Here is a 13,778-nt window from a genome sequence, read left to right as displayed (position 1 = left end):
CCGCCGAAGGTGAAATCCGTATCTTGCGGGCGGTCGCGGGACCACCTCCCACCTCCGCCGCCCCAGCCGCTCGGCCCCATACGTCACTTGACGTCACCAGTACGACTATTCGCTCTTCCCGGACGTACCGGGCGGCGCGCCCTAGGCTCGGAACCGCGTGATCTTGCCTCCGGCCCCGAGGAGCGCGATGACCGACAGCCAGCCGCAGCAGCCCACCGACCCGCCGCTCGGCGAAGCCGCCCCAGCCCCCGCCCTCCTGCTCTGCGGTGCCCGCCTCGCCGACGGCCGCACCGTCGACGTCCGCCTGGCCGGAGCGCGCATCGAGGCCGTCGGCACCGCCGGCAGCCTCCACGAGGGCACCCGGGTCGACCTCGGCGGCTACCTCCTGCTGCCCGCACCCGCAGAACCCCACGCCCACCTCGACACCGCCCTGACCGCCGGCTCCGCCGGCCCTCCCTCGTACGACGCCGAGGACGTGCAGCGCAGGGTCACCGAAGGCGCCCTCCACCAGCTCGGCCACGGGGCGACCGCGGTCCGCACCCACATCCGCATCGGCGACGTCCAGGGGCTGCGCGCCCTGGAAGCCGCGCTGCAGGCCCGGCGCGCGCTGCGCGGCCTGGTCGACGTCCAGACCGTGGCCGTGCCCCGGGTCCTGACCGGGCCCGCCGGCGCGGACGGCCTCGCCGTGCTCCGCGACGCCCTCAAGATGGGCGCCGACGTGGTGGGCGGCTGCCCCGACCTCGACCCCGACCCGGCCGGCTACGCGGAGGCCGTGCTCGGCGTAGCCGCCGAGTTCGGCCTCCCCGTCGACCTGCACACCGACGCCGCCGACCCGGCCCGGCTCTCCCGGCTCGCCGCGATGGCAGGGGGGCTGCGCCCCGGCGTCGCCCTCGGCCCCTGCGGGGGCCTGGCCCGGCTGCCGTACGACACCACCGTCCGGCTCGCCGGACAGCTCGCCGCCGCCGGGGTCTCGCTGACCGCCCTCCCCCAGGGCGCCTGCGGCGCGCTGGAGTCGGTGCGCCGGGGCGGCACCGCGCCGGTGCGCACGCTGCGTGCGGCCGGCGTCCGGATCGCCGCGGGCAGCGGCGCCCTGCGCGACCTGACCAACCCCGTCGGCCGCGGCGACCCCCTGGAGGCCGCCTTCCTGCTCGCCTCGCACGGCGAGTGCGCCCCCGGCGAGGCGTACGAGGCGGTCAGCAGGGACGCCCGTGCCGTCATGGGACTGCCCGAGGTGCGGGTGGAGGCGGGCTTCCCCGCCGAACTGCTCGCGGTGCGGGCCGACCGGCTGGAGAGCGCGCTGTCGCTCGCGTACAGCCGGATCGTCATCCACCGGGGGCGGGTCGTCTCCCGGACCAGCGCGGTACGCGAGTACACCGACACCCTGGCGCTCGACCTGCCGCGTCAGTCGAGGAGTCGCCGTGACCCGGCATGAACGGCACGCCGGGCGTAGCGTCGGTGGCATGCGCACTGTGATCGCTGGTGGACATGGACAGATCGCGCTGCGGCTGGAACGCCTGCTCGCCGCGCGCGAGGACGAGGTGGCAGGCATCATCCGCAGGCCGGAACAGGCCGGTGACCTGCGCGAGGCCGGCGCCGAGCCGATCGTGCTCGACCTGGAGTCGGCGTCGGTGGACGAGGTGGCCCGGGCGCTGTCCGGTGCCGGCGCGGTCGTCTTCGCGGCGGGCGCGGGGCCGGGCAGCGGCCTCGCGCGCAAGGAGACCGTGGACCGGGACGCCGCCGTACTGCTGGCGGACGCGGCGGAACGCGCGGGCGTACGCCGTTACCTGATGGTCTCCGCGATGGGGGCCGACGCCGATCCACGTCCCGGCACGGACGAGGTCTTCGCCGCCTATCTGCGGGCCAAGGGCGCCGCCGACGCCGAGGTGCGCCGGCGCACCGGGCTGGAGTGGACGATCGTGCGCCCCGGCCGTCTGACCGACGACCCCGGCACGGGGCGGGTCCGGCTCGCCGCCTCGACCGGGCGCGGTTCGGTGACGCGCGACGACGTCGCGGCGGTCCTCGCGGAGTTGCTGGAGACCCCTTCGACGGCCGGGCTCACGCTGGAACTGATCGAGGGTCACACCCCGGTGTCGGTCGCGGTGAAGGACGTCGCCGGCAACTGAACCGGGCCCGCGGCGGGCGGCCTCCCGCCGTGGCCCCGATTCCGCGCGGCGCGGATGCGGGCACGGGCGGGCGGGTAGAGGGGGGAACGGCCGAGATGCGATCAGCCCGGCTCTGGGCTGCACTTGATCGTATCGGGACGGCCGGCGCCATCCCCCCGACGTCACGGAGACATCATGCCGATGAAACCCCCGGCACCCCCGTTCACCCGCGAGACCGCGATCGAGAAGGTCCGCCTCGCGGAGGACGCCTGGAACAGCCGCGACCCCGAGAAGGTGTCCCTCGCCTACACGCCGGACAGCCGGTGGCGGAACCGCGGCGAGTTCGTCAACGGGCGGGAGGAGATCGTCGCCTTCCTCACCCGCAAGTGGACGAGGGAGCAGGAGTACCGGCTCATCAAGGAACTGTGGGCCTTCGACGGCAACCGCATCGCGGTCCGCTTCGCCTACGAGTGCCGCGACGACTCCGGCAACTGGTACCGCTCCTACGGCAACGAGAACTGGGAGTTCGACGACGAGGGCCTGATGCGCGTGCGGCTGGCCAGCATCAACGACACCCCCATCGCCGAGTCGGAGCGCAAGTACCACTGGCCGCTGGGGCGGCGGCCCGACGATCACCCGGGTCTGTCCGACCTCGGGTTCTGAGCGGCCCGCGCCTGCTGCCGCAACTCCACCCGGGCCGCGGGCGAGCGGCCCGGGCCGGTGTGCCAGTACGGGTGCCAGAACAGCCGGCAGGACAGCCACAGCAGGCGTCGTCTCAGGATCGCCGCGTGGGCCGGCTCTGCGGCGAGCTGCGCGTAGGTGAGGTGCCATTCGCGCTGCGCCTGCACCAGATCGGGCGGGAACACGGTGTTGGCCATGCCGTTATTCAATCACGTGTTCGATTTTCTTGGCACGCCCCCACGCGTCACTCGTAGGGGTGAGCTTGCGGCGGGGGCACCCACGCGTCCCACCCGCGCCGGACGTCCCACGACCCCGGGGCTCCCCCGCGCCCCGGGGTCGTACGGCGTACGGATGCGTGCCGCCGCTACGGGGACTGGCCTAGAGGTTCAGGACGACCAGCGCCCCCACGCCGCCGAGGGCGAGCGCGACGACCGCGTCGGCCCAGCCGCCCCTCCCCCAGCGGAACCAGCGGTCCAGCGCGAGCCGCCCGGGGCCGATGGCGGCGACACCCAGGGCCACGACGACGATCGCCAGGTTGTACTCGATGCCGCCCTGCTCGTCCCACAGCCCGCGGGCACCGGTCACGGTGACCATGGCGTTGATCATGACGCCGATCAGCGCCGCGGCGGCGAGCGGGGTGAACAACCCGAGGGCCAGACCCACGCCGCCCAGGAACTCCGAGGCCCCGCCGATGGCGGCGTATACCTTGCCCGGCGAGAAGCCCAGCTGCTCGAAGCCCTTCCCGGTGCTGGTGAGCCCCTGGCCGCCGAACCACCCGAAGAGCTTCTGCAGCCCGTGCCCCGCCATCAGGACGCCGAAGGTGAGCCGGATCAGCAGCAGGCCGCAGTCGCCCGCGGTCACCCGCGGCTGCGGCGGCACGGCGTCCTCGGTCTGCGGCGGGACGCGCAATCGCTCAGCTATGTAGTTCATGGGGAACCCTCTTCCGCCCCCGGGGCACCGGCGGGCGGTGCCGGCCGATCCCCGGGGACCAGCGGAGCGTGTCGGTGCAGTGATCGCGGATCACACGCACATCCCTCCTCCCTTTCCAGGAGTGCGCGACGGTGTGCCGCTTTCAACCACTTTCCCCTCTTTCGTACATCTCATCCCGAAATATCGGAAGTGCTGAGTGGTACCGGGGCCGCGCCGCGCGGGGCCCGGTCGTGCGGGGGCGTCCGGGCGCGGGAAGCGGAAGGAGGGGCCGAGCGGATCGTGGCCGGGTGGTGCTCGCCGGCGGCCTGCTGACCGAATTGGACGGCGCCGGCGCTCCGCGCACCGAGTGCGGGCGATCCGGCCGCCGTGGAGGCCGGGACCACGGGCCCGGCCGGGCCCGGAGCGACCGCCGGCCGCCCGACGTCACCGCAGGGCTGCGATCTGAACTCCCGTCGTTGCGAACGAAGTTGTCCGGCCGTGCAACCCTCCGCGCAGATTCGGGAGTACCTACGAACGGACGTCCAACGTGGCGGCCGCCGCATCCGGTGGTCACCGCGGGCCGGCGCGCGGGCCCACCGCGCCGGCCGCCAAGGACCGCCCGGCGCCGTGCCGGGCGGCAGCTTCGAAGGAGAAATGCTCCGTGGCTCTCAGTTTTGCCAGGAAGGCGGGCATCGCGACCGCCGCGGCCGTCGCCATCGGCGCGGTGTCCCTCGGCGCCACCGCGGTGGCGGCGCCGTCGGGCCCGGCGGCCCAGGCGGCCCCGGCCGCGCAGCGGGCCGGCGCACCCGCCGCCGTGGCCGCCGCGGCGGTCGCCGCGCCGAAGAAGCAGGCGTCCCCGGTCGTCACGCAGCTGATCGGCAAGGGCCGGGTGGACGGCAAGCTCTGGTCGGTGTCGCTGGAGTTCCACAAGACGCTGCCGGAGGGCTACGAGCTGCCGACCGCGCCCGACGGCACGCCCGCGTCCGGCACCGCACTGCTGTGCCAGCGCATGTACATCGACGGGGTGCGCATCGACCACCAGGGCGGCCCCTGGTCCGACTGCCAGCCCGTCACCGGCGCCCACGACCCGGCCGGCTCCGGCGGCATGGGCCTGTGGGGCTTCCAGGACAAGGGCACCAGCGGCACCCGCCTCATGGTCTCCAACCCCGAAGCGGCTGTCGCGTACGGCGTCATCACCTTCAGCGACGGCACCCACCGGAAGGCCGCCACGGTCACCGTCCCCGGTACGGACTACCGCGCCTGGGCGATCGCCATACCCGACGGCAAGACCATCGACACCGTCGACCAGTACGACAAGCGCCACCACCGCCTCACCCACGACACCTACTGGCGCTGACCCCGGGAAGAAGGACGGGCACCTCCTGCCGTGCAGCAACGTGACGACCGAGCCGAGGACGACGGACCGGACGCGGAGTTCACCCGGTTCGTCGCCGCCCGCTGGCGCGCCCTGACCCACACGGCGTACCTGCTCACCGGGGACTTCCACGAAGCGGAAGACCTCGTGCAGTCGACGCTGGCCAAGGTCTACCCGCACTGGGGGCGGTTGCGGCCCGAGCACGCCGAGCACTACGTGCGGCGGGCGCTGGTCAACACCAACCGCAGCCGGTACCGCCGCCGCAGGATCGCCCACCTCCTCCTCCCGTCGCTGCCCGACACCCGCACCGTCCCCGAGGACGGTGCGGGTGTCGGGGCCGTGGACGGCTACGACGCCCTGGCCCGGCTGCTCGCCGGCCTGCCCGAGCGGCAGCGGGCGGTCGTCGTGCTGCGCTACTGCGAGGACCTGTCGGCGGAGGAAGTGGCGGACGTCCTCGGCTGCTCGGTCGGCACGGTGAAGAGCCAGGCCTCCCGGGCCCTGGACAAACTGCGCAACCGGACGACGCTCGCCCGCCTTCACCCGCCCAGCCGCCCCGCAGAGGCACGATGACTCCCGACCACGACCGACGACGCCCCGCCCAAGAGGACTGGCTGCGCGACGCCTTCGCCCGGTCGCGCAACGCCTACCCCTCTTCCCAGGCCCCCGTGGACCGGATCCTCGCCACCGCGCGGGCCCGCAGGAAACGCCACCGCGCCGCCGCCGCGGTCGGCGCCGTGACCGGTGCGGCCTGCGTCCTCGCCGTCGCCCTGGCCCTCCCGTTCCACGGCCCCCGTCCCCCCGCCGGACCCGCACAGCGTTCCTCACCCGCGTCGAGCCCCACGGTCACCGCGAAGCCGGGACCCGTGACCGTGGCCGTGGGCGGCGGCACGACGGACGGCACGCCCTGGTCGGTGGCGCTGGAGTTCCACAAGACGCTGCCGGAGGGCTACGAGCTCCCGACCGCACCCGACGGCACCCCCGCGTCCGGCACCGCACTGCTGTGCCAGCGCATGTACATCGACGGCGTACGCATCGACCACCAAGGCGGACCCTGGTCCGACTGCCAGCCCGTCACCGGCGCCCACGACCCCGCCGGCTCCGGCGACACGGGCCTGTGGGGCCTGCACGACAAGGGCACCACCGGCACCCGCCTCATGGTCTCCAACCCCGAAGCCGCCGTCGACTACGGCATCGTCACCTTCAGCGACGGCACCAGCCTCAAAGCACCCACCGTCACCGTCCCCGGCACCGACTACCGCGCCTGGGCGATCGCCATACCCGACGGCAGGACCATCGCCACCGTCGACCAGTACGACGGGCGCCACCACCGCCTCACCCACGACACCTACTGGCGCTGACCCCGAAGCGCGCAGCCCGGTGTCACATTCCGCTCGGTCGCCCTGTCCTCATGGACAAGGCACACCGGCCACGGAAGGTGGGGTTCCCCCGTCATGGGCGTCGAGCAGTCGCAGCGGGCCGAAGGCCGCATCCCCACGGAGCACCCGGCCCGGTACCTGGCTCAACTGCGCACGCGGACGGGCGTGACGGGCACCGCCGCACAGCAGGAGGAGCACGCCGCGTGGTCCGACACGCACGGGACCATCGAGGCCGAGGGCGGCCGGTGCACCCTGCAGGCCGGGCCCGGCTCCCTGACGCTCCGCGTCGAAGCGGCGGACCGGGGAAGCCTCCGGCGCATCCAGCACCTGGTCACCGGACGGCTGCGGGAGATCGGCGGCCCCGAAGCACCGGAAGTCACCTGGCAGCCGGCCGCAGCCGCCACGCCACGCCCGCGACGACGAGGGACGAAGCTCGGCATCGCGGCCGTCGCCGTCCTGGTCGTCGCCGCCCACCTGGGCCTCGGCGGCCTCCTGCTCACGTCCGGCCCCTGGAAGCACTGGGCCCTCGGCGCCCTCTTGGCCGTCCTCCTGGCCAAGGCCGTCCACCTGCTCCGGCGACGCGCCGGTCGCCGCGGCAAGGCCCGCAGGCACCGCTGATCCGCGGCAGCCGCTGTAGCCGGCGGCACACGTCACGGCCGGCCGCACGACCGCCGCCCGCTCGCATCACGTCGAGATCGCCGGCTCCCGCCGACAAACCCGGCGCGTCGGCACGCGGGTGGGCTCAGCGTGAGGTGAACCGCCCGGCCTGGTCCTAGCGCACGTCGACGTAGTCGGACGCGCTGGTGGCCACGCCGGTCGTGGAGTTGCCGTAGTACACCCAGCGGTAGTAACCGTCGACCGAGGCGGTGACCGTGGTCTTCAGGCCCCCGGTGCTGCTGGTGGTGGCCTTCTTGACCGTCTTGAAGGTATCGCTGCCCTTGGCGCGGAACTGGAGGCTGACGGAACGGCCGCTATAGGCGCCGTACTTCTTCGTGCTCCAGTTCGCCCGGGTCAGCTTGCCCGTGACGGTGATCGGCTTGCCCTTGGTGACCGGCTCCGGCGCGGCGTTGGTGGTGGCCTTGGCCGCGCGCTTGAGTTGGACGGTCGTGGACCGCGTCTCCCGCTCCGCGGTCTTCAGGCCGCCGCCGGCCTTCCACAGGCGCAGCGAGACGCCGACCTTCCAGGTCGTGGCGTCGCTGTTGGAGTCGACGTGCTCCTGGCTCGGGTCCGGGTCGATGTAGAGGTTGCCCTCGCAGCGAGCGTGCTTGGAGTCGATCTCGTAACAGGTGTAGCCGCCTGGCCCGATGAAGTTCTCCCCGCTGTCCGCCGCCGTGTTGATGCTCCCGCGGTAGAGGAAGGGGAAGGCGTCGTAGCGGGAGGGGTCGGCGGTGCTGTACCCGGCAGGCAGCGCGATGTTGAACCGCATGGGCGGCTCCACCACCTTCGACGTGCCGACGACGATCGGCTTGCCGTTGTTGACGACGATGTTCGACACGGTGATGCCGGTGTCCGCCGCGTGAGCCGTCGGCGCGCTCAGCGCCGAGAGCCCCAGCGCCCCCACGAGCGTGGCCACCGCGGCGATTCGTCTGCCAGTTCTCATTCACACCTCTTCAGGAGAAGGCCGTTGGAAGAGGCGGCAGCCTATCTGACGAGTTCATGCCCTTCGTCCCGCCGACCTCGCGTCCGTTGCCGATCATCGACGCTTCGGTCCGGTCGCAGGCATCCGGCGTCCTACTGCAGCGCTGCCGCCGTCCCACTCGGAGCTGTCGAGGGTCTGCAGGAGTTCCGTCGGCGTCGTACAGGTGAAACACACCACCGGGGAGGGGTCGGTGACGTGCCAAGACGCGAACCCACCGACGCGCCAGCCGGGTGGGATGGACACGTCGTACTGATAGCGGACCGGGTCGGCACCTTCTTCGGTGGCAGACTGCTCGGCCTCTTCTTCCGAGGCCTCTTCCCAGGCGTCGATCCGGGCGCACAGTTCTTCCGGGAGAAGACCGGCGAAGGGGTATCTGACCACCTGTTCCGGATGCAGGACACACGGCTCCGGCACGTATCCCTCAAAGCCGACGACCTGCGGCTGTGGCGGCAGGGCGAGCACCTCCCCTACCTCAGCGGACCTGCGCCAGCGCAGGTCGAGCAGCATGCCGTGCCGTCCCGGACCGTGTGCGTCGAAGGGGCACCAGAACACCTGGAGCAGGTCGCAGTCGTCCGGCCCGCCCGTGAGATCGGGTACGTCCCGCCGGAACGGCTGCGCCAGACCGATCAACGGCAGCGGGTCTGTTTCGGAGGCTTCCGCGATCCGGTGCGGGCGGCGCAACTCCTGCAGGAGGCCGCGTTCCTCGTCCGTCGGCCCCGGGGCCGCCCGGCGGGTCCACGCGGTGGTCAGGATTCGTCGTTCCCGGTGGATGTCCGCGGGGCGCCGGCCGCGCCCACGGCCGTGAGCCTCGGTGCACACCGGCCACGGCTCGTCCGCCGGCCACAACATCGGACCGCCCACGGAACTCGCCGCCACCTCTTGCCTGCCCGGCCGCGGGTGAAGCCGGGTGGTCGTGCCCCGGTGCGCGGCAAGTTCCGGGAAGAGCGCTTCGATATCGAGCGGGCGCGGCGGCGTGGTCCTCTTCATGCGGGCGACGATAGACATCGGACCCAGCATTCCGTCCAGGCCCCGTCCACGACCGCGGGGAGCGGGCGTGCGGGGGCAGACGGAGAGACGGCAGCCCGCGTCCACCGGGGCAACAAAACAGCCCCCGCGCTGCGTTTCCGCAGCTCAGGGGCTGTGTTTCCACTGTGGCGGCGCCAGGATTCGAACCTGGGTAGGCTAAGCCGACGGATTTACAGACTCCCGTCAATCTGGCGCTCGCTCCCCCGTTGATCTGCAACTTTGCCTGCCGAACGGCCCTGAACCGCAGTCACCGTCCACGCCTCGTCCAGACGACGAGAAGGACCGAAGATCGCCACGGGCCCTGAGTGTCTGCCCGCTTCGAAGCTCGCCGAGGAACAGTGGACGGCACAACTATGCGGCCCATCTTGGGGGTGGGGCGAAGTCCCTCCCCCCCGCGAGACCACTGGGCAACCCATGGGCGGGTGGCCGCTCGCTGTGGTGAGTTCACGACTGATGTTTTTTGTATGCGATCGCGCACACGTAGAGCGCTTAGCTGCATGCGAAGGGTAGTGTCCGGCAAGAGCTGTGTGCGCTTCACAGGCCACCCGGCGGAAGATGCTGGAACAACTGGGGCGGGACTGGGGAGACAGTCGCGTGACACATCTTCGACGCTGTTTTAGCAGGTCAACGACCTTAGAGGACAGCAGGACAGACCCCGTCACTTCACCCGCGTGCTGGCGCGTCGTCCTGACGCGCCCGATCTACGAAGGTAGGAAGCCGGGCTTCGCGCGACCCAGATCTTGTAGGTGGGTCAGGTACTCCCGGGCGGCTGGCTCGGTGCTGTAGCGCTTGCGGACAACGGCCGCGAGTTCGCGGCTGCCCATGATGAGGGACGGGACGGACTGGCGCTCGCCCTTCAACGCTGCCTCGCCGTAGGTGACCGCCTGTTCTAGGTCGCCTTCCCGCGCAGCGGCGACTCCGAGGGTCACCTTGGCTTCGGCGTTGCGCATCGGGGAGCGCTCGGTGCCGTCGAAGTCCGTGCCGGTGCGGATCACTTCGGTGGCCAGAGTGCGGGCGAGCTTGTCCTCGCCCACCAAGCGGTAGCAATCCATCGCGTAGAAGTCGAACTTGTACGGATCCACCACGAAGTGGTGGTCGAGGTTGTCCGGGTGCGGGAGCCCTTCGAGCACGCGGCGCCCGCGGTCAAGAGCGACCTCGGTCTGCCGGCGGTCCCCAAGCCGGGCAGACGCCTTGGCTTCCTGGGCGGCGAGCTGCACCGCGACCCCGTGGCTCCCCGCCGCCTCTGTTCCAGCCCGCGCAGCGGCAATGACCCCGTGGTAGTCGCCGGTCGTCAGCGCGAACCACGCCTTCATCTCGTGGGCCCACCCGCCGATCTCGGCATGGTCGGCTTCCTGGGCAATCTGGAGCGCGGCCCGCCGTGTCGCTTCGGCGCCGTGCCGGTTGCCGCTGTCGTACTCGACGCAGCCCACGAGCAGGGCGAGCCATCCACGTGGCTCAGCTCGGGCGTAGAACCGCAGCTTGTCGCGGAGCGTGCCGGCCACAGCGTCGCCGTGCTCTTCCGGGTGTACGCGAAGTTCCTAAAGGGCGGGGACGAAGCCGCGAACGCGAAGATCTCTGCCCGTCTGCGAGAACACAGCGGTTCCGCTTTGTAGTCGTAGCAAGGGCGGCGGGTGCCTCTGGGTCGTCGCCGCCCTTGCTGTCCGGCAATCACGCCCACGGCTGCCACGGCACGGTCGCCTCGGCTTCGATGCGCGTACAGCTCAGACCACGCCCCCGCGAGGCAGGTCTACTGCAGGCTCAGGACTGACGCGCTCCATCCCAAAGCTTCGGGTGTGTGCCACTGCGGCCGCTCTCCCGTTCGGGCCATGCTCTGACCCGCCAAGAACGCCTGCTGATGATCGGCGTTGCGTTCCCGAACCCGCTCCCAAAGCGCACGCGCCTGCGACCCACAACCGGAACTGACGAGGAACTCGAGCAGATCCTGAGCAAAGCCCCACGCGGTGAGCAGAGCGTCAGGCGCCGTACGAGCGATCTGCTCGGTGTCGGCCGAACTGGCGAACCATGGGAGAGCAGTGTCACGAAGGTGGCCTGCGAACCGCTCCAGCCTTGCCTGTCGCTCCTCGGGACGGGTGAGCGCCACAGAGTATTCGCTGGACAGGTTCAGGAAGCTGGATGCGCAGACGATCGCTTCAACGGACTCGGGGCGGCGAACGGTCAACTCGGGGTTGGCTCGGCGCCACGCGCCCAAGCCGTCGTCGAAGACGGTCAGGCTTGCGACGGTGAACTCGATAAAGTGTCCCGATCGGTTCCACTTGCTCTTCTCTACCGCCATCACCTCGCGGCGCCCCGAGACCCGCCGCTCCAGCGCCTGCCGCGAGCTGACCCAGACGAAACCATCAAGCATCTGCGCCAGACAAGCGGCCCCAGCGCGGACGACGTCGGCCGGTTTCTCCGACCGCACCAGGGCCATGAGTGCATCAGGCTGCGGCGATTTCACCCCACACATGATGCCGCACGGAGATCCGCCGGACTGAACCTCTAGTCAGCATCGTGGTCTGACCTCACCCAGGCCAGCTGCGCATCACTCAACTCAGGCGTGAACCCGCCGGGGAACATCAGCATGAGCGGCTGCGGCCACATGTTCTCAGCCCCGTGCAGCTCGCAGCGCAGTTCGATGAGGTGTGGACCTTCCCCGCATGCCTCGTGCCAGTAGACCCGCTCGTGAACTTGGCAGAAGTACCGAAAGCGTGAGCACTCGTCTTCCTCGACGGGGTCGTAAAAGGCGGGATCACGGACTACCTGGGTCACCGGTTCCTGACGGTTGAACCGAGGAATCGGCCGAGGATCACACCACAGCAGTCGGGAGGGGAGCACGCGCCCATCTTGCCGCAGCCAGAGACTCACCCTCCCGCGCGCTGCCCGTCAGATCCGCCCAGTGCGCTGTCAGCTGCCGGCGTCCTCGAAGAACGAATCTTCAATCCTGATCAAGTCTTCTTCGGTCAGCTGTGGCGGACGCCAGTCCAGGCGTCGCGCATGCTGGACAAACTCATCACTCACGGCAACGTGGTAGCGCTCAACGTAGTGGGCGAGATCCGTGTGCCAAAACCACTGCCCATCGGTGAGCAGGCTCAGGCCGTCGATGAAAGCGCGGTCGGGACTGAGGACGTCATACACGGCGCTCGTGGTGACGGCCAAGACCGCCCCACTGCGGAGGTAGCGCACGAGATCGTCCTCGTACTCCTCGCCCCGTTCCCGCACCGCGGCAGGTAGTGAAGGACCGTCCGCCGCGCCGTGCTGGAGTTCACGGAACGCTCCGAGGAACCGGCCTTCTTGAGCTTGTTGGCTGCCCACTGGCCGAGCCTAGTCCCAGGGCGCTGCCCAGTGCGTTCGCCCGCCGTCCCACGGATGCCCCACAGCCGCAGGTCGGGGACTGGGTTCCCGTCCACGCCCCGTCCACAACCGCTGGTAGAGAGCGTGTGAGAACGGGACGGACTGAGACAGCGGCCCGCCACCGACGGAGTAAAGAGAACAGCCCCCGATCTGCGTTTCCGCAGCTCAGGGGCTGTGTTTCCACTGTGGCGGCGCCAGGATTCGAACCTGGGTAGGCTAAGCCGACGGATTTACAGTGGGCCTTTCCTATACCTTCTGGCCTGCGAATCTCCGCGCTTGACCCCCTCTTGGGGGACATCTGGGGATCGGGGGTGCCATCGGTCACGTAATTCCCCACCCCGAACGTCACGTAATGGGCCACCAGGACTCGGCGTCGCAACCGCCGTGGATATGGGGACGATGAACGCGTGTCGGCATCCCCAGGGCGCCAGAGATTCCTCGGCCGCCCGATAGCCAGACCGTCGTTCAGGCTGTTCAGGGTGGCCGCAAGGCCAGTGCGGAGCGCCGCCGAAAGCGCCCTTGACTGACCAACCAACGGCAGGCTCAGCCGTCGGGTAGCCCGTCACGGCCTCAGCCCAAGTGGGGAATTACGTGGCGCTGATCATGAAGCTCCTGGGGAATTACATGACCGCTGACACGAGGCGCCCGCGACCGACTACTCGGCAGCATCTCCCCATCTGCTCCACGAGCCCGGCGTTGGCCTCTTCGTCCCGAACGCGATTACTGCGCCCAGTGGTCTCTCCCAACCAGCTGACCCACACCCAGGGCTGTGAGGCGTCCGCCACTGTCCAAGGCTGACCGGTGGAGACCTACGCGTGTGGCTCCCTGTTTGATCCCCCGACGCACTGCACGGCGGTTTTCAAGACGGATGCCTTCCGCCGTGATCGGATCCCGTGGACCTACAGTCGTGGGTCCTGACTACGTGCGACAGAGTCGGCCGAACCGCGAATGGCCCATGGGCACGCAACGCGGAAGTGGTTCTCCCCGCGGATCCCAGTCCCAAGGTTGCCGCTGCGCCGCCTCGTCCTCTGGATCCGGCTCTAGTTGAGGTCTTCGAGCAGGCGTGCGGTAGCCAGGGTGTGGGTGTGGTCGTCGCCCAGGAGGCGGCGTTGCCGGGTCAGGGTGTCCTCGGCGAGGGTACGAGCCTGCTCCCTCTCGCCGAGCTCGGCCAGTCGGATGGCGAGGTTGGAGGCGGTGATCAGGGTGTGTGTGTGGTCGTCGCCCAGAACGCGGCGTTGCCGCGTCAGAGTGTCCTCGGCGAGGGCGCGGGCCTGCTCCCTCTCGCCGAGCTCGGCCAGTCGGATGGCAAGGGCGGTGGC

At 70.8% G+C, this 13,778-nt stretch carries 15 protein-coding genes; 7 read left to right on the top strand and 8 right to left on the bottom strand.

The window, feature by feature from the left end; translation table 11 throughout:
- Positions 1-187 precede the first annotated feature (187 nt).
- The 3 genes from ABZ479_RS17725 to ABZ479_RS17715 all read left to right on the top strand — a co-directional run bounded on the left by ABZ479_RS17725 (position 188) and on the right by ABZ479_RS17715 (position 2,765).
- Positions 188-1,432 (top strand): amidohydrolase family protein, encoded by a 1,245-nt coding sequence (locus ABZ479_RS17725; RefSeq protein ID WP_500462454.1) that lies wholly within the window; start codon positions 188-190, stop codon positions 1,430-1,432.
- A 28-nt stretch (positions 1,433-1,460) separates the two neighbouring features.
- Positions 1,461-2,123 (top strand): NAD(P)H-binding protein, encoded by a 663-nt coding sequence (locus ABZ479_RS17720; RefSeq protein WP_499606424.1) that lies wholly within the window; start codon positions 1,461-1,463, stop codon positions 2,121-2,123.
- Positions 2,124-2,297: 174 nt separating this feature from the next.
- Complete coding sequence (locus tag ABZ479_RS17715; protein WP_500462453.1) at positions 2,298-2,765, top strand: nuclear transport factor 2 family protein; 468 nt, start codon at positions 2,298-2,300, stop codon at positions 2,763-2,765.
- Here the strand turns inward: ABZ479_RS17715 and ABZ479_RS17710 are convergent.
- Positions 2,735-2,980: a DUF8825 domain-containing protein gene (locus ABZ479_RS17710; RefSeq protein WP_500462452.1), complete on the bottom strand. Its 246-nt coding sequence runs from the start codon at positions 2,978-2,980 to the stop codon at positions 2,735-2,737. The genes ABZ479_RS17715 and ABZ479_RS17710 overlap by 31 nt on opposite strands.
- A 181-nt stretch (positions 2,981-3,161) precedes the next feature.
- Entirely contained in the window at positions 3,162-3,713 is a 552-nt protein-coding gene (locus tag ABZ479_RS17705) for a DoxX family protein (protein WP_499606421.1), read from the bottom strand.
- A gap of 640 nt (positions 3,714-4,353) precedes the next feature.
- Between ABZ479_RS17705 and ABZ479_RS17700 the strand changes: the two genes are divergently transcribed.
- The 4 genes from ABZ479_RS17700 (at position 4,354) to ABZ479_RS17685 (ending at position 7,061) form a co-directional block, all read left to right on the top strand.
- Positions 4,354-5,049 (top strand): hypothetical protein, encoded by a 696-nt coding sequence (locus ABZ479_RS17700; protein ID WP_500462451.1) that lies wholly within the window; start codon positions 4,354-4,356, stop codon positions 5,047-5,049.
- A gap of 30 nt (positions 5,050-5,079) precedes the next feature.
- On the top strand, positions 5,080-5,637 hold the full coding sequence (locus tag ABZ479_RS17695; protein ID WP_500462450.1) for a SigE family RNA polymerase sigma factor: 558 nt from the start codon (positions 5,080-5,082) through the stop codon (positions 5,635-5,637).
- Complete coding sequence (locus tag ABZ479_RS17690) at positions 5,634-6,425, top strand: hypothetical protein (RefSeq protein ID WP_500462449.1); 792 nt, start codon at positions 5,634-5,636, stop codon at positions 6,423-6,425. Before ABZ479_RS17695 ends, ABZ479_RS17690 begins: the two co-directional genes overlap by 4 nt.
- Positions 6,426-6,518: 93 nt before the next feature.
- On the top strand, positions 6,519-7,061 hold the full coding sequence (locus ABZ479_RS17685) for a DUF2218 domain-containing protein (protein WP_500462448.1): 543 nt from the start codon (positions 6,519-6,521) through the stop codon (positions 7,059-7,061).
- 154 nt (positions 7,062-7,215) lie between these two features.
- Here ABZ479_RS17685 and ABZ479_RS17680 read toward each other — a convergent pair whose 3' ends face one another.
- From ABZ479_RS17680 to ABZ479_RS17655, 6 genes are all read right to left on the bottom strand, one after another.
- Positions 7,216-8,043: a hypothetical protein gene (locus tag ABZ479_RS17680; protein WP_500462447.1), complete on the bottom strand. Its 828-nt coding sequence runs from the start codon at positions 8,041-8,043 to the stop codon at positions 7,216-7,218.
- Positions 8,044-8,136: 93 nt separating this feature from the next.
- The gene (locus ABZ479_RS17675) at positions 8,137-9,069 is read right to left on the bottom strand and encodes a hypothetical protein (RefSeq protein WP_500462446.1); all 933 of its coding nucleotides are present in this window, start codon (positions 9,067-9,069) and stop codon (positions 8,137-8,139) included.
- Between the two features lie 740 nt (positions 9,070-9,809).
- Entirely contained in the window at positions 9,810-10,610 is an 801-nt protein-coding gene (locus ABZ479_RS17670) for an NsdA family TPR-like regulatory protein (RefSeq protein ID WP_500462445.1), read from the bottom strand.
- A 245-nt stretch (positions 10,611-10,855) separates the two neighbouring features.
- The gene (locus tag ABZ479_RS17665) at positions 10,856-11,566 is read right to left on the bottom strand and encodes a hypothetical protein (RefSeq protein WP_500462444.1); all 711 of its coding nucleotides are present in this window, start codon (positions 11,564-11,566) and stop codon (positions 10,856-10,858) included.
- A gap of 446 nt (positions 11,567-12,012) precedes the next feature.
- A complete protein-coding gene (locus ABZ479_RS17660) occupies positions 12,013-12,420 on the bottom strand; it encodes a hypothetical protein (protein ID WP_500462443.1) in 408 nt (135 codons plus the stop codon).
- A 1,079-nt stretch (positions 12,421-13,499) separates the two neighbouring features.
- A partial coding sequence (locus tag ABZ479_RS17655) for a tetratricopeptide repeat protein (protein WP_500462442.1) occupies positions 13,500-13,778 on the bottom strand: 279 nt, incomplete at its 5' end.

Source organism: Streptomyces sp. NPDC005722 (assembly GCF_040630935.1).
Taxonomy (GTDB): Bacteria; Actinomycetota; Actinomycetes; order Streptomycetales; family Streptomycetaceae; genus Actinacidiphila.
Note: the sequence above shows the minus strand (reverse complement) of the source record. Positions and strands in the feature narration are given on the sequence as shown.

Excerpts from the sequence above, each read along its gene's own strand:
- ABZ479_RS17725 (WP_500462454.1), top strand. The coding sequence starts at position 188 with ATGACCGACAGCCAGCCGCAGCAGCCCACCGACCCGCCGCTCGGCGAA.
- ABZ479_RS17720 (WP_499606424.1), top strand. The coding sequence starts at position 1,461 with ATGCGCACTGTGATCGCTGGTGGACATGGACAGATCGCGCTGCGGCTG.
- ABZ479_RS17715 (WP_500462453.1), top strand. The coding sequence starts at position 2,298 with ATGCCGATGAAACCCCCGGCACCCCCGTTCACCCGCGAGACCGCGATC.
- ABZ479_RS17710 (WP_500462452.1), bottom strand. The coding sequence starts at position 2,980 with ATGGCCAACACCGTGTTCCCGCCCGATCTGGTGCAGGCGCAGCGCGAA.
- ABZ479_RS17705 (WP_499606421.1), bottom strand. The coding sequence starts at position 3,713 with ATGAACTACATAGCTGAGCGATTGCGCGTCCCGCCGCAGACCGAGGAC.
- ABZ479_RS17690 (WP_500462449.1), top strand. The coding sequence starts at position 5,634 with ATGACTCCCGACCACGACCGACGACGCCCCGCCCAAGAGGACTGGCTG.
- ABZ479_RS17685 (WP_500462448.1), top strand. The coding sequence starts at position 6,519 with ATGGGCGTCGAGCAGTCGCAGCGGGCCGAAGGCCGCATCCCCACGGAG.
- ABZ479_RS17680 (WP_500462447.1), bottom strand. The coding sequence starts at position 8,043 with ATGAGAACTGGCAGACGAATCGCCGCGGTGGCCACGCTCGTGGGGGCG.
- ABZ479_RS17675 (WP_500462446.1), bottom strand. The coding sequence starts at position 9,069 with ATGAAGAGGACCACGCCGCCGCGCCCGCTCGATATCGAAGCGCTCTTC.